Origin of the sequence: Frankia sp. R82 (assembly GCF_023716925.1) — a bacterium.
Classification (GTDB): domain Bacteria; phylum Actinomycetota; class Actinomycetes; order Frankiales; family Frankiaceae; genus Frankia.
On record NZ_JAMQQG010000020.1, the window covers coordinates 20,928 to 47,807 of the forward strand.

Sequence of the window (26,880 nt, forward strand, 5' to 3'; positions counted from 1 at the left end):
CTGATGGTGCAAGTAGGAGTGACAGCATGACGCTGGCTGCCCGGCGGCGCGAGCTCGGCGCCTGCCTGCGCGCCTACCGGAACCTGATCGAACCGGCCAGCGTCGGGCTGCCCGGGGGCGGCCGGCGCCGCACCCGGGGTCTGCGCCGGGAGGAGCTGGCCGCGTTGGCCGGCGTCAGCCTCACCTGGTACACCGGGCTCGAACAGGGTCGGGTGACACCGTCCGCGCAGGTTCTCGACGCGGTCGGTCGGGTCCTGCGCCTGGACGCGGTCGGCCGGCGGCACCTGCACCGTCTTGCCGCGCCCGAACCCGGTCCTGCCAGCGCCCTGCCACGCGAGCACACGACGTCGCAGGCACCGGGCCGGTCGGGTCCGTCGAGTGCGCTGGCGGCGCTGCGTACTTCGGAGGTGCTGCGTACCTCGGCGGCGTTGGGTGCGCTGTTGCAGACCTGGCCGGCAAGCCCCGCGGCGCTGCTCGACCATCGGCTTGACGTCGTCGCCACCAACACCTCGTGGGACCGCGCGTTCGGCCACCCCGCCGACCACGAACCGGCGCATCGTCACGTGCTCTGGCTGCTCGCCGGTGCGCCCACCCCGGTGCCCGACCTGCTTCCGGCGCTCGCTCGGCAGTTCCGCATGGCCGCGGACCTGTACGCCGACGAACCGCGGACCGCCGAGATCGGCCGACTGCTTCGCGCCGACCATCCGGTGCTGCGACCGTTGTGGGACTGCCGCGGCATCGGCGCCTTCGGCCACCCGCCGCTGCAGCTCGACGGCCAGCCCGCCACCGCCCACCTGCTGCATCCGACTGGCGAGCCCGGCACCAGCGTCCTCGTCGCGGCGTCCGCACCGTAGCCGGAGGTCCACAGCCAGCGGCAGCTCACGGCCGGCGGCAGCTCACAGCCAGCCGCGGCGGCGGAAGATCACGAACAGGGCCGTCATGGAGATGACGAGCAGGCCCAGGTCGATTTCGAACCCCCAGTGCTCGCCGTTGCCGGGAAACGGCACGTTCTGGCCGAAGAAGCCGGTCACCAGGGTCGGTACGGCGATCACCGCCGCCCAGCCGGTGAGCTTCTTCATGACGAGGTTCAGCCGGTTGCTCTGGATGGTCAGGTTCGTGTCCAGCACCGACGTGATCAGGTCGCGCAGGCTGTCGGCCCACTCCATGACGCGCAGGATGTGGTCGTACACGTCCTGGTAGGAGGCGACCAGTCCGTCGGTGACGAGCCCGACGTCCGGGCGCATCAGACGGGTGAGCGCGTCGCGCATCGGCACCACCCGGCGCCGCAGCAGCACCAGGCTCTTGCGCAGCTCGAAACTGCGCCGGTGCACGGCCTGCTCGGGGGTCTGCTCGTCGAACAGCATGTCCTCGAGGTCCTCGCTGGCGTCGTCGAGGGTCTGCGCCGCGGCGAGGTAGCCGTCGACGACCTCGTCCACCAGCCCGTGGACGAGGTGGCCGACGCCGTGCGCGGCCAGCGTCTCCCCATCCCAACGCCGGGTGACGGCGGCCAGGTCGAAGCCGTCGTCGGGGCGCACCGTGACCAGGGTCCGTCCGGCGATGAAGGCGGAGATCTCATGGCTGGTCAGCTCGCCGGAGGCCACATCGATGCGCACCGCATAGGTGTTGAGGAACAGGTGGGACGGATAGCGGTCGAACTTCGGCCGTTCGCCCGCGGCCAGCGCATCCTCGACGGCATGCGCGTCCAGCTGGAGCTCCTTGGCGACCAGGCGCACCTCGTCCGAGCGGGGGGCGCACAGGTCCACCCAGACGACGACGTCCTCCTGCTCGCGGTACCGGTGCAGCTCGGCAAGCGGAAAGTCCTCCTCCACCACGACCCCCGCTCGCCAGGCCCGTGTCCGCACCGCCGCCGCCGGCCCGCCGCCGTCCGGCCCGCCGCCGTCCGCCGGGCTGTCGCATCGCTGGACCGCGCCGTACCGCTCACCGCGTGTCGCCTGCCTGGTCATCGCCCCCGCCGCTCCCGTCCCTGCACCCGTGCCATTGGGCTGCTCTACCCCGGTGGCGACGTTCATCCCACCGGGAGCCGGGATCCCATGGGGAGGCGCCGTCTCATCGCGGGCCGCCGGGCCCACCAGACCGCCTTCGCCGCACTCAAGCACTCCTTCGAGAAGGTCGGCGACCACGGGGAGGCCAGGGCCGACGGGGCCAGAGGCCCGTTCGACCAGCATGTGGCCACCCCCGCGGCGCCGGGGGGACCAGCCACGGCGGTGTCGACGCGAACGCCGGCAAGCGCGCCACCTGCAGGACGTCGCCCGCACACGCGACATCCGCGGTCGCTCGTCGATGACCAAGGACGAGCTCGTCACCGCCATCGACCATGCCAACCAGCGCGCGACGGCCCCGGCTCGATGGGCGAGTCCGAGCGCGGTCGCGTCGGCTGGGCCCACGGGTGCGGATGGTCGCGGTGCATCTCCGGGCCGGATCAGGTGCGCAGGGCAGTGGTGATGTCCCGTTGAGCGTCGGCCAGAGCCTGCTCGGGAGAGACGGAGCCGAGCAGGGCCCGGTGGATGTTCGTGTAGATGGCGCGGCTCAGTTCCGGGTAGTGCGGGGTGTTGGCGGGGCGGGCCACCGAGCTGACCCGGCGGGCCACGTCGAGCACGGGACTGTCATTGTCGATCATCAGGTCCCTGAGGACGCCGTCGTTCGCCGGCATCTGGCCGTACCGGGAGAGGGTGCGCTGGGCCGGCGGGCGGGTCATCCAGTCGATGAACGTGCGGGCCGCGTCAAGACGACGGGTGTGCGGGTTCACGAACATGCTCCAGCCGCCGATCGTGGAAGGCCCGGGTGCCGGCCGTCCAGCGAAGGTCGGCAGCGGCGCCGCGGCGTACTTTTCCGGGCTGGTGGCGAGGGCCGTGTCCGCGGTGTTCCAGCCGCGCATGAAGGCGACCTCGTCGTTGACGAACAGTTCGGTGGTCTGCGGTTCGCGCAGGCTCGGCACGTCCGGGCGGGCCAGGCCCCGGTCGATCATCGAGCGCAGGTACCGCAGCGCACGTGTGCACGGCGGTGTGTCGATCGTCGCCCGGCTCTGGTCGTCCGAGGTGCTGCCGCCCCCGGCACTGGCAGCGAACTCCGTCCACACGCAGGTCAGGCCCTCATAGGCGTCGCCCTGCCAGACGATCTGATGGGGGATCCGGCCGACCGTGCGCAGGCGGGCCGCGGTGTCGGCAAGCTCCTCCCAGGTGGTGGGCACCGGGCGGTGGACCCGGCGCAGCAGGTCCGGCCGGTAGTACAGGACGCTGCGGTTGGCGAAGTACGGCACCGCGTAGATCCGTTCCTGCCATCGGGACGCGTTCAGCACCACCTTGTCGAACCGGGCCCAGAAGTCCTGGTGGAACTCCCCGTCGAGCGGCATCGCGAGGTGCTTCGCGGCGAACTCGGCCGGCCAGATCACGTCGCCGAGGTAGACGTCCGGCCCGTCCGCGCCGGCGCTGACCAGGTCGGTGAGTGCCGCCCGAGCCGCATCGGTGCCGAACGGCACCAGGCGCAGCTCGACGGTGATCTCCGGATAGGCCTTCTGAAAGGCGCTGATCAGCACCTGCCGGGAATCGACGAGGTTCTGGTCGTTGGAACTGGCCGCCCAGCGGACGTGGCGGACATCCGGGTCGGGGTGTGACGTTCCTCGCTCGGGCAGCAGCCGGGCGAGGGTCAGCCCGCCCACGCCAACGCCCAGGCCCGCCGCGGCGCCCTGCAGCACCCGGCGTCGCGTGGGTGGTGGGAGGTCGATCATCGGCAGGCCGGACGGTAGTCGTCGGTCGGCAGATAACGGGCCCATTCCGACCGGCCCATGGCCCGACCGGGAGCACACAGGGCGCTCACAACCCGTTCTGGGTCGATCCACCAGGTCATCAGCGTTCCGTCGTGGTCGGTGGTGAGGAGCTCGTGGCCGTCGGCGCTGAAGGCGACGGCGCTGGCGTCGCGGCCACCCAGCACGGCGTACAGGGCACCGGTGCGGGTGTTCCAGAGGCGGATGGAGCCGTCGACGCCGGCCCCGGCGACGAGGGAGGCGTCCGGGCTGAAGGCCATCGAGATGACTGCCTGGTCGCCACCCCGCAGCGTGCGCAGAAGCCGGCCGGCGTTCCCGCGGTCGATCATCCACAGCCCTACCGAGCCGTCATCCGAGCCGCTGGCCAGCAGCCGCCCGTCGGAGCTGATCGCCAGGGACTTCATCGGGCCGGGCCCGCGCAGGTCGACCCGCCTTGCCGCGCCGCGCCCCACGTCATGCAGGGTGACCAGGCCGTCGTCGCTGGCACTGGCGACGGTGCGTCCGTCCGGGGTGAACCGCACGGCGTTGACCGGGCTCTCATGTCGGTACAGCACCTGGTCGAGGCGGCCGGTGGCCGGATCGCCCAGCCGCACCGCGTTGTCCGTGCCGCCGATGACGAGACGCCCGTCGGACGACGAGACGTCGACGGCGTTCACCGCGACGTCGGTCGCCTCGATACCGGTGCGCGGCGCCGGATCGATCAGCACCGTCGGTGTGACGCGCGCCTGCAGGTCGACGACGGCGACCCGGCCCGCCTGCGACACGGCCAGCCGGGTCCCGTCGCGGTCGAAGGCCAGCGCATAGGCCGCCCACGATCCCTCCACGGACGCGACGTCGCGCTGCGGGTCGGACGAGGCCGGCGCCAGCGGTGAGGCTGCCGCTGGTGGCACTGGCACCGCTGGTGGTACTGGCGTGGCTGGTACTGGCGTGGCTGGGGCTGGCGCCGTTGGTGGGGAGAGGGCAGCGGCGACTGGTCGCAGCGAGGTCGGATCGAGCGCACCCAGGTAGGCGGGCGGATCGGTCTGCCAGAGGCGGATCGTGCGATCGGCTCCGGCCGTTGCGGCGAGCTGCCCGCCTGAGGTTCCTGACCCGCCTGAGCTGCCCAGAGCGGCCTGCGGCAGGTCCGCCGACGCGGTGCTGTGGGCCAGCGCCACCGATCCGGCGATCGGGGGCAGGTCGCGCCGGATCGGACCGGACACGTGCCACAGGCCGGTGACCCCGTCGGACCCGGATCCGGCCAGGGTGCGCCCGTCGGCACTGAAAGCCAGGGAGAGTACGGATTCGGACGGCCCGGCGAGAGCGATGAGTTCGGCGCGGGCGCCGACGTCCCAGACCCGCACCGATCCGTCGTCACCTCCACTGGCGAGTTCCCGGCCGTCCGGGGCGAACGCGATGGCGTTCACCGGCCCGGCGTGCCCGACGAACGTCGCGAGCACGGTGGGCCGCCGGAGATCGGCCACCGCCCACAGCCGCACCGTCCGGTCGTCGCTGCCGACCGCGAGCACGTCGGCGGCGGAAGAGAACGCCAGCGAGCGCGCCGTGCCGGTGTGGCCGCCGAGCACCGTCGGCTCCGGACGAATGCCGGCGGTACCTGGGCCGGCGGTACCTGGGCCGGCGGTACCTGGGCCGGCGGCGCCTGGGCCGGTTGCGAGCAGCAGGGCAGTGTGGAAGATCGAGATGGTGTCGTCGGCGCCGGCGGCCGCGAGCAGTGTCCCGTCCCGGTTGAACGCCGTCGTCTCCACCGGGCCCGGCCCGACCCGGGCCTGCGCGCGAACCTCGAACCGTGACGTCCCCAGCAGCGCCAACCGGCCGTCTCCGGTGGCGACGGCCAGCAGGTCGCCGCCCGGGCTGAACGCCACCTGGTAGACGGCCTCGCGGGCGATGGCGCTCTGGCGCAGCTGCCGCTGGCCCTCGACGTCCCACAGGGTGACGGTGCCGTTCTGCTCGCCGGTGGCGAGCCGCCGGCCGTCCGGGCTGAACGCGACCGTGTACACCGGCGTGTCATGGTGCAGAACGGCCAGCGCAGGGCGCTGGGTGTCGGTGGTGTCCCATACCCGCACCACCCCGTCATGCCCCGCAGTGGCCATCCGGTGCACCTGCGGACGCGCATAGGCGACGGCATGCACGGGCTGCGCCGGATCCGTACCGCCAGCCAGGGTGGCGGCGTAGTAGGTCGCCTGGGCACTGAGCAGGTTTCCTCGGGCCTGCACGGTGGGCGCGATCCGATAGGCCTCGATACTGAGCAGCAGGGACACTCGCGGGTCACTCTGGCGGGTGGTGATCGCCTCCTGGATCAGCCCCCGGCTGACCGCCAGGCGCCGTTCGTGCAACGCCGATCGGCTGTAGGCGATGGCGACGGTCGCGGCGGCCAACGCCGCCACCAGCAGTGCGGCCAGCGCCGTCATCACCCTGGCCCGGAGCCGTCGGTCCCGGCGCACGCCCGCGCGCAGGAACTCCGCCGCGTCGGCGCTCAGTTCCGGCCTGGCCGTTGCCGCCGGGCCCACCCGCAGGGCCCCGCGGTCGAGATAGGACCGTAGCTGCAGGCGCGTCCACAGCAGCGACGTCGGCCGGCCCGCCTCGCGCCAGTACCGCGCGTCGCGTTCGATCTGGCTGCGACTGCGCAACACGTCCAGCTGCGCCCCGATCTGCTGGGCAAGCGGCGGCCAGGCGGTCAGGAACGCGTCGTGGGCGATTCTGACCACCGTGCGGTCGTCGACGACGTCGGTAATCACCAGGCGCTGGCGGACGAACGGCGCGAGCCGGGCCTGATGGGCCGGGCCGAGTGCGGCCAGTTCCACCCTGCCGCGGGTCGCCGTGCCGGCCTCGTCCATGGAGACCAACCGCAGCAGACTGGCGATCACCTGCTCCTCGGTGACCGTGTCCGGCTGGGAGGCCGCGGTGAGCGCCTGGTCGGCCTGGCCCGCGATCGTGCCATGAACCCCGCCAAGGTCCTGGTAGGCCCCGCGCGTGATGTGGTCACCGCGGTGCAGGTCCGCCGCGAGTTTCCACAACGTGAAGGCCAGCAGCGGGAGGGCCGTGCCGACCTCGGTGTCAGCCACCATGCGCGACAGCAGCCCGTTGTCGATCTGCAGGCCCGCCTCCCGGGCCGGACCCTCGATCACGGTGCGCAGCGCCGTGCTGGACAGCGCTTCGAGTTTGTAGTGGGCGACGGGCAGGGCGCACAGCGCCGGATCGTCGCGCAACAGCTGCTCGTATTCGGATCGTAACGTCGCGACGATGTGCAGCCGGCGACTCGATGACAGCTCGGACGCGCAGGTCTCGACGAGCAGCCGGGCGAACCGCGTGCGCCGGGGGACGGAGGTGGTGACAAGCAGTTCCTCGAACTGGTCGATCGGGAGCAGAAGATGGTCCGTGGCGGGTGGGGCGGCGAGAATCTCTCCGACGAGCCCGTGCAGGTTCCGCCCGTCCCGCAGCCGGGCCCGTACGTCCTCGCGGCGCCAGCCGAGGTTCAGCCGGTGCGACGTGGTGAGAAACGCGGTTGTCAGCGCCTCGATGGGATCGTCTCCGGGCGCGAACACCGGCAGCGCTCGCCAGCGCGGCTGGTCCAGAATCGACGGCCGCACCCCGGCGCGCAGCAGGGATGACTTGCCCACCCCGGACTGCCCGGTGATGAGCAGTATCGGGCTCTGTTCGCTGACGCCTTTCCCGCCGGCACCGGCGGCGAGGGAACCGAGTACCCGCTGAGTGTCATCCTCCCGGCCGAAGAACACCGCCCGCCGGTCATCCGAGAACGGCTCGAGACCGGGATAGGGATTTCGCCCGTCGGCCCAGCCGCGGCCGCTGCCCAGACCGATCCGTACCAGTGCGTCGAGGACGGCTCCCACCGCCCGTTGTGGGTCGGCGGCATAGTCCAGATAGTGCAGCGAGCTCAACAGCGGCAGCGTCACCCCCGGCTCGACGAGCAGCGGGAGTAAAACCACCTCGCGCGAACGGGCGACAGCCACCTCCGCCAGACACCAGCTCGAAGCTGCATATCGGGACGTGATCACGGCGACCAGCGCGTCGGCAGCCCGTAGTTCCTGGTAAAGCCGCTTTTCCCACTCCTCGCCGATGATCACACCCCGGTCCTCGTCGACGTCGAGGAACACGTGATGCCCGGCATCGGACATCCTCCGGCGTATCGACTCGCCGACGGCGGCGTCCGGCCGGGCATAACTGATGAACACCCGCGCCATCGGCACCCCCTCCGCGCCGGAATCGCCAATGCCCGGCAGCGGAGGGTATCGTGGATCCCGTTGGCACAGAGAGCAAAATGCCGGATTTCCTCAACCTCCGTGCTACGACGCCTCCGGCCGAGGGTTGTTCGGAAAGGCGCCTGGGAAACCTCGACCGGGCCTCGGCGTGATGCCTATCAGGCCTCGGTGACTCCCGATATTCGCGATCCGCACCGGAAGGGTGTCCCGATCTGGCCTTTGGAGATCGTCCCGGTGCCCCCGTGGAGCCACGCAGCGACCGGGTCAGCGGTCGGGTCGGGTCGGCGGTCTGGTCTGGTCTGGTCGGGTCGGCGGTCTGGTCGGGTCGGGTCAGCGGTCTGGTCGGTGTTGCCGTCGTCGGCTGGCGAAAGCCAGGTAGGCCGGTTGGAGCAGCGTCCGTAGGTCCGGGCTCGTCGGGTCCGCGACGGCAGCGGCGTCGAGGTTGGTCGTGCCGCGCACGCGGGCGTCCAGCGGGCCGCACCGGTCGAGCAGAGTGGAGCGCACCGATGGGTCCGATGGGTCCGATGGGTCCGATGGCGCCGGCGAGGTAGACATCTCGGCTGCCTGCTCGATGTCGAGATGTGGCGGCAGGCCAGCCGGGGCGGTCCAGAAGGCCGCGAGATCGAGGGGTAGGCCGATGTCCGTCCCAGCTGCGTCGGCTGCCCTGCCGCCTGTCCTACCGGGCAGCTTGCCCCTGATGGCCACCCGGCCGACGTCGGGCATCAGATTCTCGTCGGCCACCGTGCCGTCGTCGGCCACCGTGCCGTCGTGGGCCACCGTGCCGTCGTCGGGCAGCGACACGGGGACGGAGCGGTAGGCGCGCAGACTGTCAAGCAGGACGTCGCGTTCGCGTCCACGCAGGGCAAGCAGCTCGAACGGGTCGTGGTCGAGGTGGCGGGCCAGGGCGTGGCAGGCCGCGGCCAGGTGGGCGCACGGGCGCTGCCAGTCGGTGCAGGTGCAGTCCATCGCCAGGTCGTCCGCGCCGGTCGGCAGCGGGGACAGGCCGAGCGCGGTGAACAGCCGGTCGATGTCCGGGGGAACGATCCCGACAAGCAGCGACGCTGCATAACTGGCCCGGCTGGCCAGGGCCCGTTCGATCCGGGCCCAGTCACCGCCGGTGAACGTACGGACCGCAAGCCGCGCCTTGTGGATCTCGGGCGCTGCCCGCTCCGCCCCAGGTCCAGCCCGCCCCCCGGAGCCAGCCCGCCCCCCGGAGCCTGCGCTGGCCACGGGATCTGCGCGGGTCACGGAGCTTGCGCGGGTCACGGGGCCCGGAGGGACATCCCCGTCGGGATGGCGGACCCGGGCAACCACCAGGTTGCCCGTCCGGCGCAGGTCGAGGACGGCACCGGTGCGGTCCAGGCGGCGTCCGTCGCGCAGCGCCGCGGTCATACCGAGATCCTCGACCAGGGCGAGCAGCCGCCGCGACCACAGCGATCGGGAGAGGGTGCCTGTGCCTGTGCCAGAACCGGTTGCGCTGGCAGGAGCGGTGGTTGCGGCGTTCGGCGCGGCGGCGGTGGACCCGGCCGTGTCGTGCGGCGGCTGGTCACACATCGAGGGCTTCGGGGGCGAGGGTGCACAGGTCGCGTAGCTCGGCGGCGGACAGGGTGGCCAGCCATGACTCGCCGTTGCCGATCATCGTCCTGGCCAGGGCGGTCTTGTCGGCGAGCATCCGGTCGACGCGCTCCTCGAGGGTTCCCATGCAGACGAACGTGCGGACCTGGATGCTGCGGCGTTGGCCGATCCGATGGGCCCGGTCGGTGGCCTGCGCCTCGGTGGCCGGGTTCCACCAGCGGTCCAGGTGCAGGACGTGGTTGGCGGCGGTCAAGGTCAGGCCCGTCCCGCCGGCGCGCAGCGACAGCAGGAAGATCCCCGGGCCGCGGCCGTGCTGGAACCGTTCGACCATCGCGTCGCGGTCGCGGCGCGGGGTGCCGCCGTGCAGGAACGTGACGTCGACGCCATGGCGTTCGGCCAGGTACGGCGCGAGCATGGTGCCGAACCGGGCGTACTGGGTGAAGCACAACGCCCGCTCTCCGGCGGCGACGATCTGGTCGAGCACCTCCTCGATCCGCGCGAGTTTGCCGGAGCGCCCGGGCAGCGCGGAGGCATCGTCCAACAGGTGCGCCGGATGGTTGCACACCTGCTTGAGTCGGGTCATCGCGGTGAGGACCACGCCCTTGCGCCGGGTCGGCGAGGTGTCGGCGAGCCGGTCGAGCATGTCGTCGAGGACGGCTCGGTACAACGAGACCTGCTCGGCGGTGAGGGTGCACAGTTCGCGCAGCTCGGTGCGTTCGGGTAGGTCGGCGAGCACTGCCGGGTTCGATTTCAACCGGCGCAACAACACCGGACGGACCCGGGCCCGCAGCCGCTGCGCCGCGTCCGCATCGTCGTACCGTTCGATCGGCACGCCATAGCGGGCGCGAAACCGCGAGGCACTGCCGAGCAGCCCGGGGTTGAGCACATCCATGATCGACCACAGGTCGGCGAGCCGGTTCTCCACCGGCGTGCCGGTGAGCGCCACCCGGTGGCGCGCCGGTAGCCGGCGCACCGCCTGGGCAAGCTGGGTGCCACTGTTCTTGATCTGCTGCGCCTCGTCGAGGACGATCCGGTCCCACCCGATCGCGGCCAGGCTGGCCGTGTCCCGCCGCACGACCGCGTAGCTGCTGATCACCAGGTCGTGCGCGCCGACGTGGCGGGCAAGCTCGGCCCCCCGCGCCCGTTCGGCGCCATGATGGACAAGCACCCGCAGCCCCGGCGCCGCCCGTGCCGCCTCATCCGCCCAGTGCCCCACCACGGACGTCGGACACACCACCAACGTCGGCGCCCGAGAGCCCGCCTGGCGGGTGTGCAGTTCGAGGGCCAGCACCTGGACGGTCTTGCCGAGCCCCATGTCGTCGGCAAGCAGCGCCCCGACTTCGAGCCGGTCCAGAAAGGCAAGCCACGCCAGCCCGCGGCGCTGGTAGGGCCGCAACGTCACCGCCAGCCCCGCCGGCACGTCGACGAACTCGACCACATCGTTCGCCGTGCCGCCGGCCGAACTGCCTGCGGCAAGCGATCCGTCCAACAGCGCGCCGAGCCAGCCATCGGCCTGCACCACGACGTCGAGGTCATCCCCACCGCCGCCTTCGCCCCAGCTCCCATCTTTGCCCCAGCTCCCATCGTTGCCCCAGCTCCCGCCTTTGCCCCAGCTCCCGCCTTCGCGCCAGCCCCTGCCTTTGCCCGGGCCTCTGTCTGCGCCCTGGTCCCTGACCCCACCCTGCCCCCTGGTACCGGCCGGGTCGTTCAGTCCGTCGCCGTCCGACCTGGTGACGCCGTCGAGTTCGGTGCGGGCGCCGGTGCCGAGGTGGAGGCCGACCTGGCGCAGGGCCTCGCGGGCCGTCATCATTCCGGCGGACGGGGTTCCCGCTGTCGATGTTCTGCTCGACGCGCGCCGGGTGCGGTCGAGTCCGGCGGCCAGCAGGGTCGGGTCCAGACGAGTCCATCGGCCGCGGACCTGCACCAACGGCACCTTCGCCGCAGCAAGCTCGGCGAGTTCGGCGCGGCTGAGGCGCTGGTCGCCGAGTGATACCTCCCAGCGGAAGTCGACCATCTCGTCCAGGCTCATCGCCGCGTCCCGCACACTCGCCACCACCGGGTTCACTGCTCGCAGGTTCAACGCGAGCCCCACCCGGGCCGGCCGGCGCCAACGGGTCGGCACGAGCACTTCGAAGCCGGCCTGCTCCAGGTCGTCCGCGGCCTGCAGGAACGCATAGGCCTCGGTGACGTCCAGCTGCAGCGCGGACGGCTTGGCCTCGAGCAGCGCGCGCCGTACCGGCGGCCAGACGGCGGCGGCCCGTCCCAGCGCGGCCAACAGTGTGTCCTGCGGATGCACCGGCCACACGGCAAGCCGGTCGGCACGACCGTCCCAGACCCGGTCGGCATCGACCAGCAGACTCGGCTCGGACGCCGGCCGCAGCAGAAACTCGACCCGCCACCCGGCTTCGGGATTGGCCGCGTCCTTCGGCTCGTGCAACCGGAAACAGGTGACGACGGCCGGCGCCACGGCGCCCCGAGCCCGCCAGTCCGCAACCACAGCGGCGAGCCTGCGCACCTCGTCTGCTGGCCCGCCGAACCGCGGATCGCCTCCCAGCGCGGACACCCACCGCCGGCTGACCTCGTCCGTCTCGATCCCGGCACCCTCGACCGGCATGCGGCCGGACGCGGTGCCCGGCGACTCGAGACCGCCGGATGCCGTGCTGTCAGGTGCAGTCCCGTCAGGTGCAGTGCCGTCGGCCGCGACGCTGCGCTGTGTGGTGCCGTCGGGTGCCGCGCCGTTCGGCATGGCGCCGCCGAGTGCGGCGCTGCCAGGTCTGGCGCTGTCGTGTGTTGTGCTGTCGGGAGTTGCAATGTCAGAGCTGGCGTCATCGGATGTGGTGCTGGTGCTGGTGCTGGTGCTGGTGCTGGTGCTGGTGCTGGTGCTGGTGCTGGTGCTGGTGCTCGGTTCGGCGGCGGCGATGCGCTGGCGGGCCCGTGCGTCTACGGCTGCGGCCAGGGCTGTGCGCAGTGCATCGTCCGGTGCCATGGCGACGTGCGCCGTCCTCCCTGTCCCCGATGCCCTCGCCCCTGCCTCCGGCGTTGTTCCTGCCTTCGGCGTGGCCTCCGCTCTCGGCGCCCCCCGCGGCCTCGATGCTGCCCGTGGCTCAGGCCGTGCCTCCATCGCACGAAACGCGGGAGGCATGGCTTTGCAAAGGCCGGCGTAGTGACGCAGGTCGGGGCCGGCGAGAACTGGTGTCCAGCGGGCCTCGGGCCCGTCCGGGGCCAGTACCACGTCGGGCAGGACGCGACCGCGGTCGACCAGGTCCTCCGCGAAGGCACAGACCTCGGCCAGGTACCGCAGTGATGCACCCGGAACCCAGCCGGCACCACCCTCCCGCAACACGTGCGGGGCGGCCGTCAGATCCGGACGGACGACTACCACCCGCCACGCGCGCAACGTCACCTGGGCGGACGCCTCGAGATGCGCGTCGCCACCGACGTCCGTGCTGGTGCTGGCGTCGGCACGGAGTCCGGCAAGGATGGGCGACGGCAGCGGACCACCGTCCTGACTCGGCAACAGTGCGTCGACGCTCACGGCGGCTGGGGCTGACGACCGGTGGCCCAGTACATCCAAACCGAGAATCGCGGTCAGACAGGCCGCGAAGGGATGGCCCTGCTCAGGGTCTCGCCCCTGGCCGCGGCGTCGTGCCCCACCTCGAGGTCGCACCTGAACCCGGGCGTCCGACAGCGATGGATCTGGGTCCTCGGCCCACAGCCACGGACCGTCTGGGCCGGACAGTGCATGGAGTACGAGCATGCGAGTCGCTACCTCCGCCGGCCACCCTACCTGCACAGCCCGCTGCCCTCAGGGCCCCAACCTGCCTCGGATACCCACCGAGGCCCGTTCGCCTCACGTTCATCTCTGTCACCGCCATCCGTCCTGCACCGCTCACGTGCACCCCGTTCGTTTCTGTACGGTCGTCACCACCTGGCGTCATGTTCATCTCTGTCACCAGCGCCACCGCTGTCCCTGTCACTGTCGTTCGCCCACGCCGCTGTCATCTCTGTTACCGCTGCTGTCGTGACCGCCGTCCCTGCCACCGCCTGTCCGCCGTCTCTGTCACCGGTCTTTTCTGTCACCGCTGCCGCTGTCAGTTCGACCGGCGCCAGCCTCTTGACCGATGCCCAGTTCCTGCGCTGTCCGCGCTGCCGCGGGTGGTCAGCCGGCCAGCCATGCCTGACTGTCCGCAGCGTCGTGCCATGCCAGGTCTGCTTACTGGCCAGGGCGGTCGCAGAGACGACCGGTCAAGGCCTGCCCGGCTGCGCTGCTCCTGCTCGACTGGCTGGTGTTCTCCTGCCGGTGCCTGGACGGGCATTACCCAGAATGCTTTGCAAGAAGAACGAGGATTCAGCTTGTTGTCGCGCTGAACAGATCCGGGATCGGCAGCGAGTAGGGATTGCGTCGAGGGCGACGCTGCGGATCTATGAAAGTGGGCGGGATGAACGAGGGGCGACGATCCTCATCCATGACGATCTGCCATTTCTCGCGATGCACCTGACTATGGTGCTGATCGCAAAGCAGGACAAGATTGTCAAGACTCGTAGCCCCGCCATCGACCCAATGACGCACATGATGTGCGGAGCACCACGACGACGGACGATCGCAGTATGGGAAAGCGCAGCAATTATCCCTGGAAACCAGTGTCCGGCGAATATGTGCCGGAACAATTCTTTCTGTCCGGCCGACGTCCAGTGGGACGCTGTCGGGACCGAGGACAATCCGGCTGACCTGGGCATCGCAGGCGATCCGACGGATGACTTCGAGGGGCAGCGGGAGGCCCCAGTCGGTCATCCCAGGCTCGTTTCCGTTACCGAGAAGCGTGTCCCAACCGATGACGACACTCAGATGTGGCCGGGTGCCGCCGGCGGCCGGGCCGACGTCGGCGGACAGAGCATGGCGGACGAACTCGACCAGCGCGTCCGCCCTGCGGCGGGCAGGGCTGCGCGGGTCACGCCGCCCGTCCTTGGCTGGTGCCGGGGCAGACAGCGCATCCAGGGCTGTACGTAGCAGAGCGGCACCTTCGGCATCGAGCTCCCCGCGGATCTGCGTGGTGCCTTCCGGGGTGTCGAAAAAATTCAGCTGCCGTGCTGCATGCGGATCTTGCTGCCGCCCCGATCCGACGGACGTGTTCCCGTCGTCGTCGGAGTCGCCAGCCCCGGCGTCTGCGCTGTCCTTGTTGTTCTTTGCGTTGCGGCGGGATCTGGAGTGCTCGCCGGTGCGACTGTCCTCGTGTGGATCGTCGCCGCCGGGGGAGCGATCTACCTGGGTGAGCTGCTCGCGGAGTCGGATCGCAGCCTTCTTCAGCTGGACGTGGTCGAGCTGCTGGGCGTTTTCCAGCAGACGCGCCTGCGCGCGTTCCCGGACCTGGGCGGGCACCTCTTCGGGTAGAGCCTCCATCCCCGCGCAGATCACCCGAGCATGGTCCTCGCTGATCTGCGCGGCGGCCAGCGCTTCGCCGGTGGCCAGGTAAGGGCCGGCGAACAACTGCTGTGCAAGGGTGACCCACTTGACGGCTTCGAACTGAGGCATGAGCATCCGGCCCGCCAGCCACTGCGCCAGATCAACCGCACCGGCGCTCTTCGCCAGACCCCGTGATTCTGCTTCGAGCAGGACCTGACTGCGTACCGCAGCCAGCCGCGCCTCCAGATCGCGCAGCGTGCAGATCGCCTCGGTGACATCATCCGTCGACCAGCGCCACGTGTCCGAGTCCAGCAGCCTCTCCACTACTGAGTCCAACGAGCCCAGCAGACTCTCCGCCTCCGAGAGGCCACCGCCGCAGGCATCCTCGAACGGGCTGCTTCTGCCGGCGGCGGAACTTTCGATCGGCTCCTCTGCTGCCTTGGGGAGATCTTCGTGGAAGGCGGCGCCCGCCGTTGCGGGAAACTCGTGCGGCAGGCCAGGAGAGTCGTCGTAGCCAGAGAAAGAGAAGCCGTCGCTCACGCCCCGTGAAGTATGCGTGAAGGAATGGGAGGAGGAGTCGGTCTCTTCGCGGAAGGAAGGGCCTTCGGTGGGGCCACCAGGCGGTTCAGGGCTGGCAGCTTCATTCGGATGAATGAGCATGATCGAACGATAGCGCATCACGCGCCTGATGTCGAACGTGCGTTCGCCTCCTGTGGAGAAGTGGCCCTGTGGAAAACGTGCCATCCGAACGGGCTAGACGTCGCATCATCCTTCCTGGAGATATGCGGCGACCGCATCGAGAGGTCAAGCTCAAGGGAGCTCCGAGATCCTTGGCTCTGGGGCGCTGGTTCCGCGCAGCCTGGTCCGTGACGGATCGCGTCTGTCGGCCGGCGTTGAGGTGGTGGCCCTGCTCGAAAGGCGAACGCTGGAGACCTGACGCCGCAACGTGCCTGACTACCGGCGCTTTGCCGACTGTCGCCAGGCCGCTGTGAGGTAGCGCCGGGGTGGCACCAGGCCGAACGGAGACCGCCGTGAAAGCAGCGCGAGAGGTTGCTTGAGATCGGTGCGAGATCGGTGCGAGATCGGTGCTAGATCGGCGTCGGGTCGGTACGGAAGGTGCAGCAACACCGGTCAGGGGCGGTGGGTGGAGTCGACGACGGGAGTGCGGATCGTGCCGAGGCGGTCGATGGTGACTTCGACGGTGTCGCCGGGATGGAGGTAACGGGGTGGGGTTCGGGTGTAGCCGACGCCGGCAGGGGTGCCGGTGATCAGGATGTCGCCGGGGTTGAGGGTGAGCGTCCGGCTGACAAAGGAGAGGATCTGGCCGATCGAGAAGATCATGTTGCTGGTGTTGCCGTCCTGGACGATCTCGCCGTTGACCGTGGTGACCAGCCGCAGTCCCGCCCCCGGATCGCCGACCTCGTCCGCCGTGACCACCGGACCGATCGGCCCGCTACGGTCGGCGTTCTTCCCGAGCGTCCACTGTGCCGAGGATCCCTGGGCCCGCCGCGCGCTCAGGTCGTTGAACACGGCGTACCCGAACACCGATGCCGCGGCAGTCGCCTCGTCCACATCGGTGAGCGGGGCACCGACCACCACCGCGAGCTCGCCCTCCCAGTCCAGCCCCCGCTCGCCCGGTGGGACAGGCACCGGTGTCCCGTCGACGCACAACGACGCCGTCCACCGAGCAAACAGCGGCGGATACTTCGGTACCGCCAGCCCCGTCTCAACAGCATGATCGTGGTAGTTGAGCCCCATCCCAAGCACCCGTGCCCCCGCCCGTGCGGCCGGCACAAGATCCACCTCGCTCATCGTCCGCATCTCGGCTGCCGCTGCCCGCACGTCGTCCGTCGCTGTTCGAACGCCATCCGTCGTTTTCTGCGGGGCGTCCGCTGCCAGCGGGTCGGATATCGGCCTTTGCGACTGGGAGGGATAGCCCTGTGCGGCGACGATTCGCCGTGCGGTGCGGGACCACGTCGCGAGGTCGGCGTAGAAGTCGTCCACCTCGGCCAGCAACGCCACCCGGCCACCGGCCGTCGCAGCGCCAGCCGCGGGCGCGCGGGACCCGGTGGAGGCACTTTCCGGATCCGGCGTAACGGCTTCCAGCATCAGGCCGACCAGGACCCGCCGCCCCTCGCGTACACCTGTGAACCGCATGCACCACAGCCTTTCGGAACCAGGTCTGGCATCTGCAGGTGGAACGTGTCGAGTGCCCGGCGCCTGCGCCGCCAACACGCGGCGTACCCTACCCAGAGATCGGGTCCTCGGCTCCCATCCGAGTAACCGCGCCGTATCGCGTTACTCCACTCGTTTCGCGGTGACCACTGGGCGACGCTCATGCCGGAGTGCGACAGTGCCATCATCAGGGCGTGACTCGGGGGAGTAGCAGTACCAACAGCAACAACGATGGCGAGCCGGTCGGGCGGGTGTTCGTCTCGTATACGCAGGTGGACGAGCGCTGGGCCAGCTGGATCGGCTGGGAGTTGCGCAGCGACGGCTGGCACGTTGATATCCAGCTCTGGGATGTGGTCGCCGGCGACGACTTCGTCGCCTGGATGCACACCCGCCTGGAAACCGTCGACCACCTGGTCCTGGTCGTTTCCGGCGAGTCGCTGGCCTCGGGCTGGGTGGGTGTCGAATGGCGCAGCGTGTATAGACCAGGGGAGCGTCGCGTTGTCCCGGTGCGGGTGGAGCAGGTCGACCTCGGCGGCCTGCTGCAGCAGATCGTCCATATCGATCTGTTCGACCTGGATGAAGACGAGGCTCGTGACCAGCTTCGGCGACGGATGCGAGCCGCCCACCTCGGTGGCGGTCACTGGCCATCGGCGTCCCCGGCTTTCCCGGGCGCCGGTCCTGGTATGGGTAGCTCACCGCTGTTCCCCGGGGTTGGCGAACCGTCTGCGCTGCTTGATCGGGTGGCGGCGGCCGTGGCCACTCGACATCCCACGGCTGTGGTTCGGCCGGTGCCGGACGCGGAACCGGTGCCCTATCTGGACGTCGATGACGGCGCGGGCGACCAGCGTCGTCAGTGGGCGGTAGGTGTCCTCGCGGGCCGGCCACTCGACGCGGCAACCTTGACTGCCTTCCGCGAGCTGGTGCATCGTCGGTACGAGGCGTTCGAACAGCTCGCCGAGTCCGATTTTGTCTGCGCGGATGTGTCACCCTCGGCGGATCTCGCCCGGCTGGGCAGGCGTAGCGGCATCCTCGTCCACAGCCTGGCGTCCTACGAGGGCCGGTGGGATCCGGCGGACTATCTGACCCGCCAGCGGGAGTGCCTCGAGCAGGACCCGGTCTACCCGGCAGATCTCTACGTCGCGCAGCGCTACGTCCAGCTTGACGGGCCAGACGCTCCAGGGTGGGACGACCCGCCCCGCGGCGAGGATCTGTGCGCCGCCTTGGTCGACTGGTTGGATGCCATCCCCGCCCGTTTTCTATTGGTTTTAGGCGATTTCGGGCACGGGAAGAGCTTTCTGTTGCGCGAGCTGGCCCGCAGACTGCCGGGAGAGCTGCCCCGGACGGTGCCGATGCTGGTCGAGCTGCGGGACCTCGAGAAGAGCCAGAGCATCGATGACCTGCTCGCCCTGCACCTGGCCAAGTCCGGCCAGGACGGGGTGAGCGTTCGCGCGGTCCGACGGATGCTCGACCGAGGGCAGATCGTGCTGCTGTTCGACGGGTTCGACGAGTTGGCAATGCGGGTGACCTTCGACCGGGCCGCCGATCATCTGGCGATGATTGCCTCGGCTGTCTCCGGCCGGGCCAAGATCGTGCTGACCAGTCGCACCCAGCACTTCGCCAGCGATGACCAGTGGCGCACCGCGCTTGGTGACCGCGTCCACCGTATTGCCGGCAGCCGTACTGTGCGCCTCGAGGGTTTCGACGAGGCGCGCATCCGCGCGTTCCTCACCCGTCTGCTGGCTCGTCGGCTCGCCGCGGATCAGCTGTCCGGCACAGACCTGGCGGGACAGCCGCACGTCGGATCACGTGCACCAGTGATGGATTCTGCGGCTGTTCTGGCCGCAGCACGTCGACAGGCGGAACTCAGGTTTGACCTGATCAGCAATATCCGTGACCTTCTCGGGCTGTCGGAGAACCCGCGGATGTTGTCCTTCATCGCCGAGCTGGACGAGCGTGAACTGCGCGCTGCCCGGGACGGCGACGGTCGGATCAACTCCGCCGACCTCTATGACCTGCTGCTGTGGCAATGGCTCGATTACGAGGCCAGGCGGCGCTGGCCATCGCCGCGCAGCGACCAGGAACGCGGCCGACGCCAGCTCTTCGACGCTGTCCGGGGTCTGGCCCTGCACCTGTGGCTGTCAGGAGAGGACTCGACCGATCTCGACGGACTCGCCGCCAGCGTGCGCCAGGACGTGGCTGATCTCAGCGCGACAAAACTCGGCCCGCGGCAGGCTGTCTTCGCGGTCGGATCAGGCAGCCTCCTCGTCCGTAACGAGGACGACCGATTCCAGTTCGTCCACCGATCGGTCCTCGAATACCTGGTGGCCGTCGAAACGGCCCGGCGGATCGACAGCACGGCCGTCGACGGTGTGCTGCTCGGCGCCCGGTCGATGTCAGCCCTTGTCATCGACTTTCTGGTGACTGTTGCGGACGGCAACCGGCTCGCCGTCAGGGTACGGACAGCTCTCAGCGGGAATGCCAAGCCATTTCACCCACAGGTACAGGAGAACCTGTTCCGGATCGCCCGGCGGCTCGGCCTGCCGGGAATCGGATCCGACCTGTCCGGCCAGGACCTGCGCGGCGAGGACCTGTCCGTCCGGGATCTGCGGTCGGCGAATCTTCGTGGCGCGAACCTGGCCGGCCTGCGCTGCCACGATCTCGACCTTTCCGGGGCCGACCTTTCCGGGGCCGACCTGCGTGACGTCCGACTGACCCGGGTACGGCTGTCCGGGACGCTCCTGGCCGGCAGCCGCTGGACTGGCGCACTGCTCATCGAGGCTGATCTGGACGAGGCAGCCGCAGGATCCCCCGAACTTGCCGCCGCGGCGGTGGTGGGCCGAGATCCGGCACTTCCGCAGTGGATGCCACCGAGAAGCCACGTCTCGTCGCTCGTCCACGGTCCTGACGGCCGAGTGCTGGCCGCCCTGTGGACCTCGGTCCAGGGGGAGTGCTCGGTGGTGCTGCACGACACAACGACGTTGCAGCCGCTCAGAGTGCTCGCCCACGGTCCGCTTTGGTTACGTTCGCTCGCCTTCGCCGCGGATGGCGGCAGTGTCATCGGCGTGCATTCGTACGGCTCGTCCGATGGCTGGTCGGTCCCGGGCGGCACGCGACTTGACCGCAGCCAGGCGAGTTCAGCTGCCGGCACAATGCGGATAGCGGCGCCAGGGTCGGCCCTGAGGGGAATTCCTGCTGCCGCCGGGACGCGGATGGTTGACCCGCCTTTCGTTGGCGCGGCCTATGAACTACACACGTTCGATTTGACCCCGGACAGGGCTGGTCGGCCTCGCCTGCTGCTGGCAGCCGCGAGGGTGGGCGAAGGCGCCCATGGTGATCTGCGGTACGCCGAGGTAGCTGGAAAGTCATTGATCGAGCCGCAGCGAAAAAATGGCATGAGATCACCGGTCACGTCGGTGAGGTGGCGGTGCTGGCTCTGGGGTCGGATGGTGCGCTATTAGCAAGTGCAGATAGCGGCGGAATCGTCCGGCGGCTCCTCGGTGCCGATCAGTTTCGTCAGGGATCAATCATTGTGACTGATATGGGTAGCGGACGCCGGCTGTGGAGCAGTGACAACAAGGAATTTGGCTGGCGGCCGCCGAACGTCCTCGAATTCGCCCCGACGGGTCGGCGGCTGGTTGCCGGATCCTTCGATGGGATACGTTCTCTAGATGTGTCTTCGGGCCGGGAGGCGGGGGTCTTCCGGCGCAGCCTGTTTCCGCGTGTCTCCGTCGTGCGATTCAGCGGAGACGGTCGGCAGTTCGCGGTAAGCTACAGCATTGGAAATCGGGATTCCGCCGGTGTGCAGTGGCGGGCATCTCGGTGGAAAAGTGAAACTCTGCGACGCAGGGAGAAACCAACCTCAGGTGATCTTCTCGTGTCGGAGGAGCCCTTTCACCCTGGTCAGGTGCTGGATTTTGATCCACGAGACCTGTCCGTCTGTGTCGCCATCGCAAGGCGACGGCAGATGTCCGTCGGACAGGTCGAGGTCCGCGTTTCAGTCGCCCTTCCGGACTGGAGGTTCGCGACCGGTTATCGTGAGTCAAAGGCGGTCGCCGAGATCACCGCGGTGACCTTCGATCGGAGCGGTGTACTGGTTGCGACCGCCGTACGGCCACTTTCTGGCCCACGCGCTCGGGTAGAGGTCCACCGTCGGCTGCCGGACGGAACGAAGTCCGCGGGGTTCGTGGATATCGCTGGGGGCGATGTCAGCGCGCTCGCCTTCAGTCCGGACGGCCGCACCCTCGCCTACGCCGTGGCCGACAGGGCCCCGTCGCAGTCGGCGCGGATCCACTTCTGGCCCCATGGGAATGTTTGGGTCGAACCGGTGAAGATGGAGGTGCCCGCGGCAGAGGTGGCGGAGATGGCGTTCAGTCCCGACGGGGGCATGCTCTGCACCGTGGCGAAGGCAGCCGGAAAGTCGGTGTCGGACAGCCGGGTATTACTGTGGGATATCGGTCTCATGCGGATGGTACGGCAGATTCATGGCCATGACGGCACTGTTTTCAGCGTCACGTTTCACCCGCGTGCACGCATGCTGGCGACCGGGGACCAGGGCGTTGAGTCCGGCGCGGGGCGCGTGCGGCTGTGGAATTCGTCGACCGGCGAGCTGCTGTGGGAGTGCGCGGATCATCCCGGCGGTGTGACCACACTCGCGTTCAGTCCGGACGGACGGCGGCTGGCCAGTGGCGGGGAGGACGGCTGCATCCAGATCTGGAGTATCCCCGGGGAACACGAGTACGGTGCTGTTCCCCGACGCCTGGCCACCCTCACCCTGTTCGACGAGAACACCTCGGCCATCCTGCTGCCCGATGGTTCGTACAAACTGGACGGAGACCCCGGTGGCCGCCTGTGGTGGTCGATCGGCCTGAACCGGATCGAGTCAGGGGAAATCGAGCGGATTGACCCGTCCGTCCGTCGTCTCTCCGTCGACGAACCTGTTCCTGGGATGGTAGACGGTGATTTTTCCGCGGCGGGGAGACTGTGACAGCTACACAGATCACGTCACTGTTGCCCGGGATAGGGCTTGGTGCAGGTGAGGGCACCATAGGAGAGGGCGTTGAGCTGGGCTTCGGAGGGCTGGCCGGAATGCTGGGCGGTGGACTGCCGGAGTTCGGTCAGGCGGGAGCCGTGCCAGTCGTAGAGGATCTTCGTGACGTTCCAGGTGCCCGCGGCGCCGTCAACCTCGACCCGGTTGACCAGCAGGGACGGCTTCGTCGAGTTCTGGTGGGAGACGCAGCGGTAGCCGTCGCCGCCTGCGGCGGAGGCGCCGATCAGCAGGGGGAAACGGGCACCGGTGTCGTCCTGGACGGAGCTCAGACGGCTGTTGACGACGGTGAGGACTTCGGCATCGGCAGTCGAGGCGCCGTAGCCGACGGCGACCAGGGCCTCGTTGCCGGGTTCGCCGTTGAGGTCCACGGTCTGCAGGATCGTGGGGTGCAGGGCGTCGCCCGCCTCCAGCTGGCTGTCCAGCGGTACCTCTGACTCCTGGCCGGTGGCGAGGATCGCACGGGCGAGCAGGGTGCGCTGGCCGCCGGGTGGAGTGCGCTCGTAGACGAGCAGACGGTCGGGCCGGCTGTCGCCGTCGAGGTCGCTCACGGCGACGTTGACGCAGGTGACGTCGGCGGGGATGCGTGGGTTGCGCTGCAGCGGCGGGCAGTCGAACCGGGTACCGCTGGCCTCGTGGATCAGCTCGGCCTCACCGGCGCCCGCCGAACCGGTTGAGCCGACCGAGGTGGTCCGGCCGCCACCGGAGGGCGATGCCTGCGCGGTGCTGTTTGTGGCTGCCGCATCCGACCCGGATGATCCGTCGCAGGCGGCGGCGAGCAGACCGACCGACAGGACGGACAGTGCCGCCCATGCGGTGATGCCGAACCGACGCACTGCCATGGAGCCCCCCGAAGCCGATGTCGCCGGATTGTCGCACAGCAATGACATTGTGGTGGCGACGGTCATCGGCGGCTTCGGAATGGGACCGAGCACGGCCGCGAGCCCGGGTCGGGTGATGGCCTGGCCCGACCCGGGCAGCTGTGGCGTGGCCTGGCGTGGTGCGTTGCGTGCGGTCGCCCTGCGGTCAGGCGGTGACGATCTCCGCGCGCAGGGGGGCCAGGGCGGCGCCGATGTCGCCGGCGGTGGGGGCGGGGACGCCGAGGCCGGACAGGGCGGCGAGCAGGTGGTTCACCACCGCGTCGAACTGGGCGTTGTTGATTTTCAGGGGGGCGTGGACGGCGGGGATGACCCGGCCGGAGTAGGTCTCCGGACCGCCGATTGCGGCGGAGATGAACGCCCGCTGGTGGGCCTTGAGGCTGGGAATGTCCTTGCCGGCGAAGAAGGGGGCGAGCTGCGGGTCGGCCGTGATCCGGACGTAGAAGTCGTCGACGGCGGCCTCGACGGCCTTCGCACCGCCGATCTTTTCGTAGGAGCTCATCGAAGGACTCGCTTTCGCAGTAGAGGCCCGGCCTGACCGGGGATGGGCCACGGCTCTACTCAACCCGCGGGCGGTCGGACGGGAAAGGTGCCGGAAGTCCGCACCTCCGGGAAGGAAGGCCGGCGGCCCGAGGGCCGCCTGGCTTGTTTTCCACGGTGTCGGCGTCGGCATGGCACCGATGGTCCACCACCCTTGTCAGCGCTCAGGCGGGGATTCAGGCGAGTCGGGCGTCGGTGATGGTAAGGGCGGGGTTGGCCGGTTGGTAGGTGACCTCGCGAATGCCGAGGGCGCCGGCGAGTTTTCCCGGTGGCAGGGTCACCGGTGTGGGCGCGGGACCCTCCCCGGGACGAGGCAGAGGATAGGCGGTTGTGGTCGCACTGTGAAAGGTGACGTTGCCCTCCCGTTTGGTGAACAGCTGGTGGACGTGGCCGTTCAGGCAGGTCACCGAGGAAAACCGGCTGAGCTGACTCAGGACGGCTGCGGCGTCGTCGGTGCCCCAGCCCCATTTCGGGTACATGGCGAACAGGGGAATGTGGCTGAACACGACGATCGGTGTGTCGGCGGACAGGCCGGCGACGTCCTTGCGGACGAACTCGATCTGCTCGGCGCCGAGGTGGCCGAGTGCCTCCAGGGTGAACGTGTTCACCAGCGACAGGAAATGCACGCCGCGCAGGTCGAAGCTGTACCAGCCCTGGCCACGGGTACCGGCGCCGAAGGTGGCCAGATAGGCACGTCCACCGTCGTCGACGGAGTCGTGCTCGCCGGGCACCGTGTAGACGGCACCGGTGCGCAGCGCGGACATCATCTGCTTGGCCTGGTCGAACTGCGCCGGGGTGGACAGATGGCTGATGTCGCCGGTGTGCACGACGAAGTCCGGCCGGTACGGCAGCGTGTTGACCTGGTTGACCGCCCGCTGGAAGGAGGTGGTGACGTCCGGGTTCGCGGTTCCGCGGAACCCCAGATGACTGTCGCTGACCTGCACGAACCGGATGTCCGCGCTCGGCGTGGCGGCCGCTGCGGCGCCGCCCCCGTGATCGTCGTCCACAACGTGGCGGGTCACCTCGCCGCCGACGACCGTCAGCGCCACCGCCGCACCGAACCAGGCGGCATGCCGGGCGAGCCGTCGCCGCGACATGCCAGGGCCGGCCTGCCCGGAATCCGGCTGGTCGGACGTTGGCTGCTCGGACGTTGGCTGCTCGGGCGTTGGCTGCTCGCTCACGCGGTCACCTGCACGGTGGCGAGCATGAACGGGTGGATCGAGCACAGGTACGAGTAGGTCCCGGCCTTCGTGAAGGTGTAGCGGTAGGTGTCGCCGGTGTCCAGAGTCGGTGAATGCAGCGGACCGTTGGAGCTGACGACGGTGTGCGCGTCCGAGTCCCGGTTCGTCCAGGTGACCGTGGTGCCGACCCGTACGGTCAGGTTCGCCGGGGAGAACGCGAAGTTCTTGATGTCGATGGCGGTTCCCGTCACGGGCGCCTGTGCCCCGGGACCGGCGGCGCCGGCACCGGCGGGCATCTGCATTCCCGGCATTGATGTACCCGACGTCGGCATCCCCGGCGAGGGAGCGGCCGCCGCGGCTCCGCCACCGTCGGCGGGTGCGCTGGCGGCCGGCGGCGGGGCCGCGGCGGCGGTGTTGTTTCCGGACGATCCGCAGGCGGCGAGGACAGTGAGCGCCACCGTCACCAGAATGGCCCCGGAAAAAGGTGCACGTCGCCACCGGACAAGAGACTGATTGTTCACCACAGAACCGTTCCGGCCCCGGTTGGGCCTTGGCTGTCATGGTCCGCTCCGGTGCGGACTCCTCACTTCTCAATAAGGCGGCGGGTTACACCGGGGCGTCGGCGCGAATGTATTCACTGTCACACCGAACGGGGTGGTGCATACACCTGTACGACACCCGACAGTTCACGCACCTGAATTTCCGGTAGCGTCCGTGGTGGGGTGCGCAACTGAGAATGCACCACCTCGCCGGTAATCGCGAAACTGGTCCGGTGGCAGGGGCAGTTCAGTCGGCTGGCCGCCGCGTCCAGGGAGAGCTGGCAGCCCTGATGGGTGCATACACCGGACACGGCGCGCACCTGGCCGCCGCTGCGGCGGACAAAGCCGCTCACCGTGCCCAGGTCGAAGGCGCGCACGCCCCCCTCGGGCAGGTCCTGGGTGGTCGTGACCGTCCACCAGCTGGCGGTGGCGGGCATCAGCGTCGATGCCTCGGTGTCCGGTGGTGGCGTGGTGTCCGCGGAACCGACTGTGCGCTGGACGAACGCCCCGACCGCGCCTCCCACCGTGGCCGCCGCCGCCGCGACGGACGCGCCGCCGACGAACCGACGCCGGGTCCCCGCCCGACCACGCCGGGAGGCCAGCTCGTCCACGGTCGCCTTGTCCACGGTCGGACTGTTGGTGGTCGTGCTGTCGGTCGTGGGAGGGTCGGCGTCCAGGGTGGCGGCGAGCCGGCGGTGCAGATCGGCGAGGAAGCCGGGGTCCGGGGCGTCCGCGCCGGGGGCGGCCGCCCGCAGGATGATGGCCGCCCGCAGCTCGGCGGCGTCCTCGGGGGCGGCGGCGAACGGTCGGGGACGGCGACCGTGCAGCAGATCCTCGACGAAACGGTGCGTTGCGCGCCGCATCACGCCCCCCCAACCTGCGTCACCTGTGCCGCCTTGCGCAGGGCCCGGTGCTGCAGGACCTTCGCGTTCGCGACGCTTACCCCGAGCTCGGCCGCCGCCTCCCGGATCGTCCGGGATTCCAGGAACCGTAGCCGCAGGATGCTCTGGTAGCGCGGTGACAACGCCGCGAGGATCTGCTCGGCCTGAGCGGTCGAACCGCCGGCGAAACCAGGTCCTGCGCTGCCAGCAGGTTCGTCGGTGCCAGGTCCGCCGGTGCCCCGGCCAGGGGGAGGGACGGCACTCGGGCTGTCCGCGGCCCGCACCGGGTCGCGCATGGACTCGGCGGCCACCGCGTCCAGCTGCTCGGTGTCCAGGATGGTGACCGCAACACCGAGGGTCCGCCGCCAGTGCGCGGCCAGGGCGGTGCGGGCGACCGCGTTGAGGTAGGCGCGGACCTCCCCGATGCTCGCCGAGATCCGCAGCGGGCGCAGCGCGGTCGTGAAGACCTCGGCGGTCAGGTCCTCGGCATCGGCCCGGTTGCCGACCTTCGCAAACATCATCCGGTAGATGCGATCGGCATTGTCGCGGTAGATGTCCTCCCAGCCCGGGTAGGCGGCGCTTGCCGGTGCGCTGTCCGCCGCCGATCCGCCGTCCTCGGCCGCCGTGGCGCCCTCTGTCGGTGCGGTACCAGCTGTCGGTGCGGTATCAGC

General features: G+C 69.9%; 16 protein-coding genes. 3 read left to right on the forward strand and 13 right to left on the reverse strand.

Features of this window, described 5'->3' with window-relative positions:
- Window positions 1–26: 26 nt before the first annotated feature.
- Window positions 27–854 (forward strand): helix-turn-helix domain-containing protein, encoded by an 828-nt coding sequence (locus ND747_RS05915; RefSeq protein WP_251732440.1) that lies wholly within the window; start codon window positions 27–29, stop codon window positions 852–854.
- A gap of 42 nt (window positions 855–896) precedes the next feature.
- Here the strand turns inward: ND747_RS05915 and ND747_RS05920 are convergent, their stop codons facing one another.
- The 7 genes from ND747_RS05920 to ND747_RS05950 all read right to left on the reverse strand — a co-directional run bounded on the left by ND747_RS05920 (window position 897) and on the right by ND747_RS05950 (window position 17,128).
- On the reverse strand, window positions 897–1,964 hold the full coding sequence (locus ND747_RS05920) for a magnesium transporter CorA family protein (protein ID WP_251732441.1): 1,068 nt from the start codon (window positions 1,962–1,964) through the stop codon (window positions 897–899).
- A 476-nt stretch (window positions 1,965–2,440) separates the two neighbouring features.
- Window positions 2,441–3,745, reverse strand: a complete 1,305-nt coding sequence (locus ND747_RS05925; RefSeq protein ID WP_251732442.1) for an extracellular solute-binding protein — start codon at window positions 3,743–3,745, stop codon at window positions 2,441–2,443.
- Window positions 3,742–7,977 (reverse strand): TIR domain-containing protein, encoded by a 4,236-nt coding sequence (locus tag ND747_RS05930; RefSeq protein WP_251732443.1) that lies wholly within the window; start codon window positions 7,975–7,977, stop codon window positions 3,742–3,744. Before ND747_RS05930 ends, ND747_RS05925 begins: the two co-directional genes overlap by 4 nt.
- Window positions 7,978–8,325: 348 nt before the next feature.
- Window positions 8,326–9,549 carry a hypothetical protein gene (locus ND747_RS05935; protein WP_251732444.1) on the reverse strand — a complete coding sequence of 408 codons (1,224 nt, stop codon included), beginning with the start codon at window positions 9,547–9,549 and terminating at the stop codon, window positions 8,326–8,328.
- The gene (locus ND747_RS05940; RefSeq protein ID WP_251732445.1) at window positions 9,542–13,105 is read right to left on the reverse strand and encodes a DEAD/DEAH box helicase; all 3,564 of its coding nucleotides are present in this window, start codon (window positions 13,103–13,105) and stop codon (window positions 9,542–9,544) included. The genes ND747_RS05935 and ND747_RS05940 overlap by 8 nt, the downstream gene beginning before the upstream one ends.
- A gap of 813 nt (window positions 13,106–13,918) precedes the next feature.
- Complete coding sequence (locus tag ND747_RS05945) at window positions 13,919–15,715, reverse strand: HNH endonuclease signature motif containing protein (protein ID WP_251732446.1); 1,797 nt, start codon at window positions 15,713–15,715, stop codon at window positions 13,919–13,921.
- A 387-nt stretch (window positions 15,716–16,102) separates the two neighbouring features.
- Window positions 16,103–17,128: a fumarylacetoacetate hydrolase family protein gene (locus tag ND747_RS05950; RefSeq protein ID WP_251732447.1), complete on the reverse strand. Its 1,026-nt coding sequence runs from the start codon at window positions 17,126–17,128 to the stop codon at window positions 16,103–16,105.
- Between the two features lie 212 nt (window positions 17,129–17,340).
- On the opposite strand from ND747_RS05950, the gene ND747_RS05955 reads away from it, so the two are divergent.
- Window positions 17,341–20,604, forward strand: a complete 3,264-nt coding sequence (locus ND747_RS05955; protein WP_251732448.1) for a TIR domain-containing protein — start codon at window positions 17,341–17,343, stop codon at window positions 20,602–20,604.
- A complete protein-coding gene (locus ND747_RS05960; RefSeq protein WP_251732449.1) occupies window positions 20,565–22,130 on the forward strand; it encodes a WD40 repeat domain-containing protein in 1,566 nt (521 codons plus the stop codon). Before ND747_RS05955 ends, ND747_RS05960 begins: the two co-directional genes overlap by 40 nt.
- A 17-nt stretch (window positions 22,131–22,147) precedes the next feature.
- On the opposite strand, the gene ND747_RS05965 is transcribed toward ND747_RS05960, so the two are convergent.
- The 6 genes from ND747_RS05965 to ND747_RS05990 form a co-directional block, all read right to left on the reverse strand.
- A complete protein-coding gene (locus ND747_RS05965) occupies window positions 22,148–23,032 on the reverse strand; it encodes a hypothetical protein (protein ID WP_251732450.1) in 885 nt (294 codons plus the stop codon).
- Between the two features lie 184 nt (window positions 23,033–23,216).
- On the reverse strand, window positions 23,217–23,570 hold the full coding sequence (locus tag ND747_RS05970) for a group 1 truncated hemoglobin (RefSeq protein ID WP_251732451.1): 354 nt from the start codon (window positions 23,568–23,570) through the stop codon (window positions 23,217–23,219).
- A 214-nt stretch (window positions 23,571–23,784) separates the two neighbouring features.
- Entirely contained in the window at window positions 23,785–24,705 is a 921-nt protein-coding gene (locus ND747_RS05975; RefSeq protein WP_285900076.1) for a metallophosphoesterase, read from the reverse strand.
- An 80-nt stretch (window positions 24,706–24,785) separates the two neighbouring features.
- The gene (locus ND747_RS29705) at window positions 24,786–25,247 is read right to left on the reverse strand and encodes a cupredoxin family copper-binding protein (RefSeq protein ID WP_251732453.1); all 462 of its coding nucleotides are present in this window, start codon (window positions 25,245–25,247) and stop codon (window positions 24,786–24,788) included.
- A gap of 182 nt (window positions 25,248–25,429) precedes the next feature.
- On the reverse strand, window positions 25,430–26,194 hold the full coding sequence (locus tag ND747_RS05985; protein WP_374216153.1) for a Rieske (2Fe-2S) protein: 765 nt from the start codon (window positions 26,192–26,194) through the stop codon (window positions 25,430–25,432).
- Window positions 26,191–26,730, reverse strand: a complete 540-nt coding sequence (locus tag ND747_RS05990) for an RNA polymerase sigma factor (RefSeq protein ID WP_374216156.1) — start codon at window positions 26,728–26,730, stop codon at window positions 26,191–26,193. The genes ND747_RS05985 and ND747_RS05990 overlap by 4 nt, the downstream gene beginning before the upstream one ends.
- Window positions 26,731–26,880 lie beyond the last annotated feature (150 nt).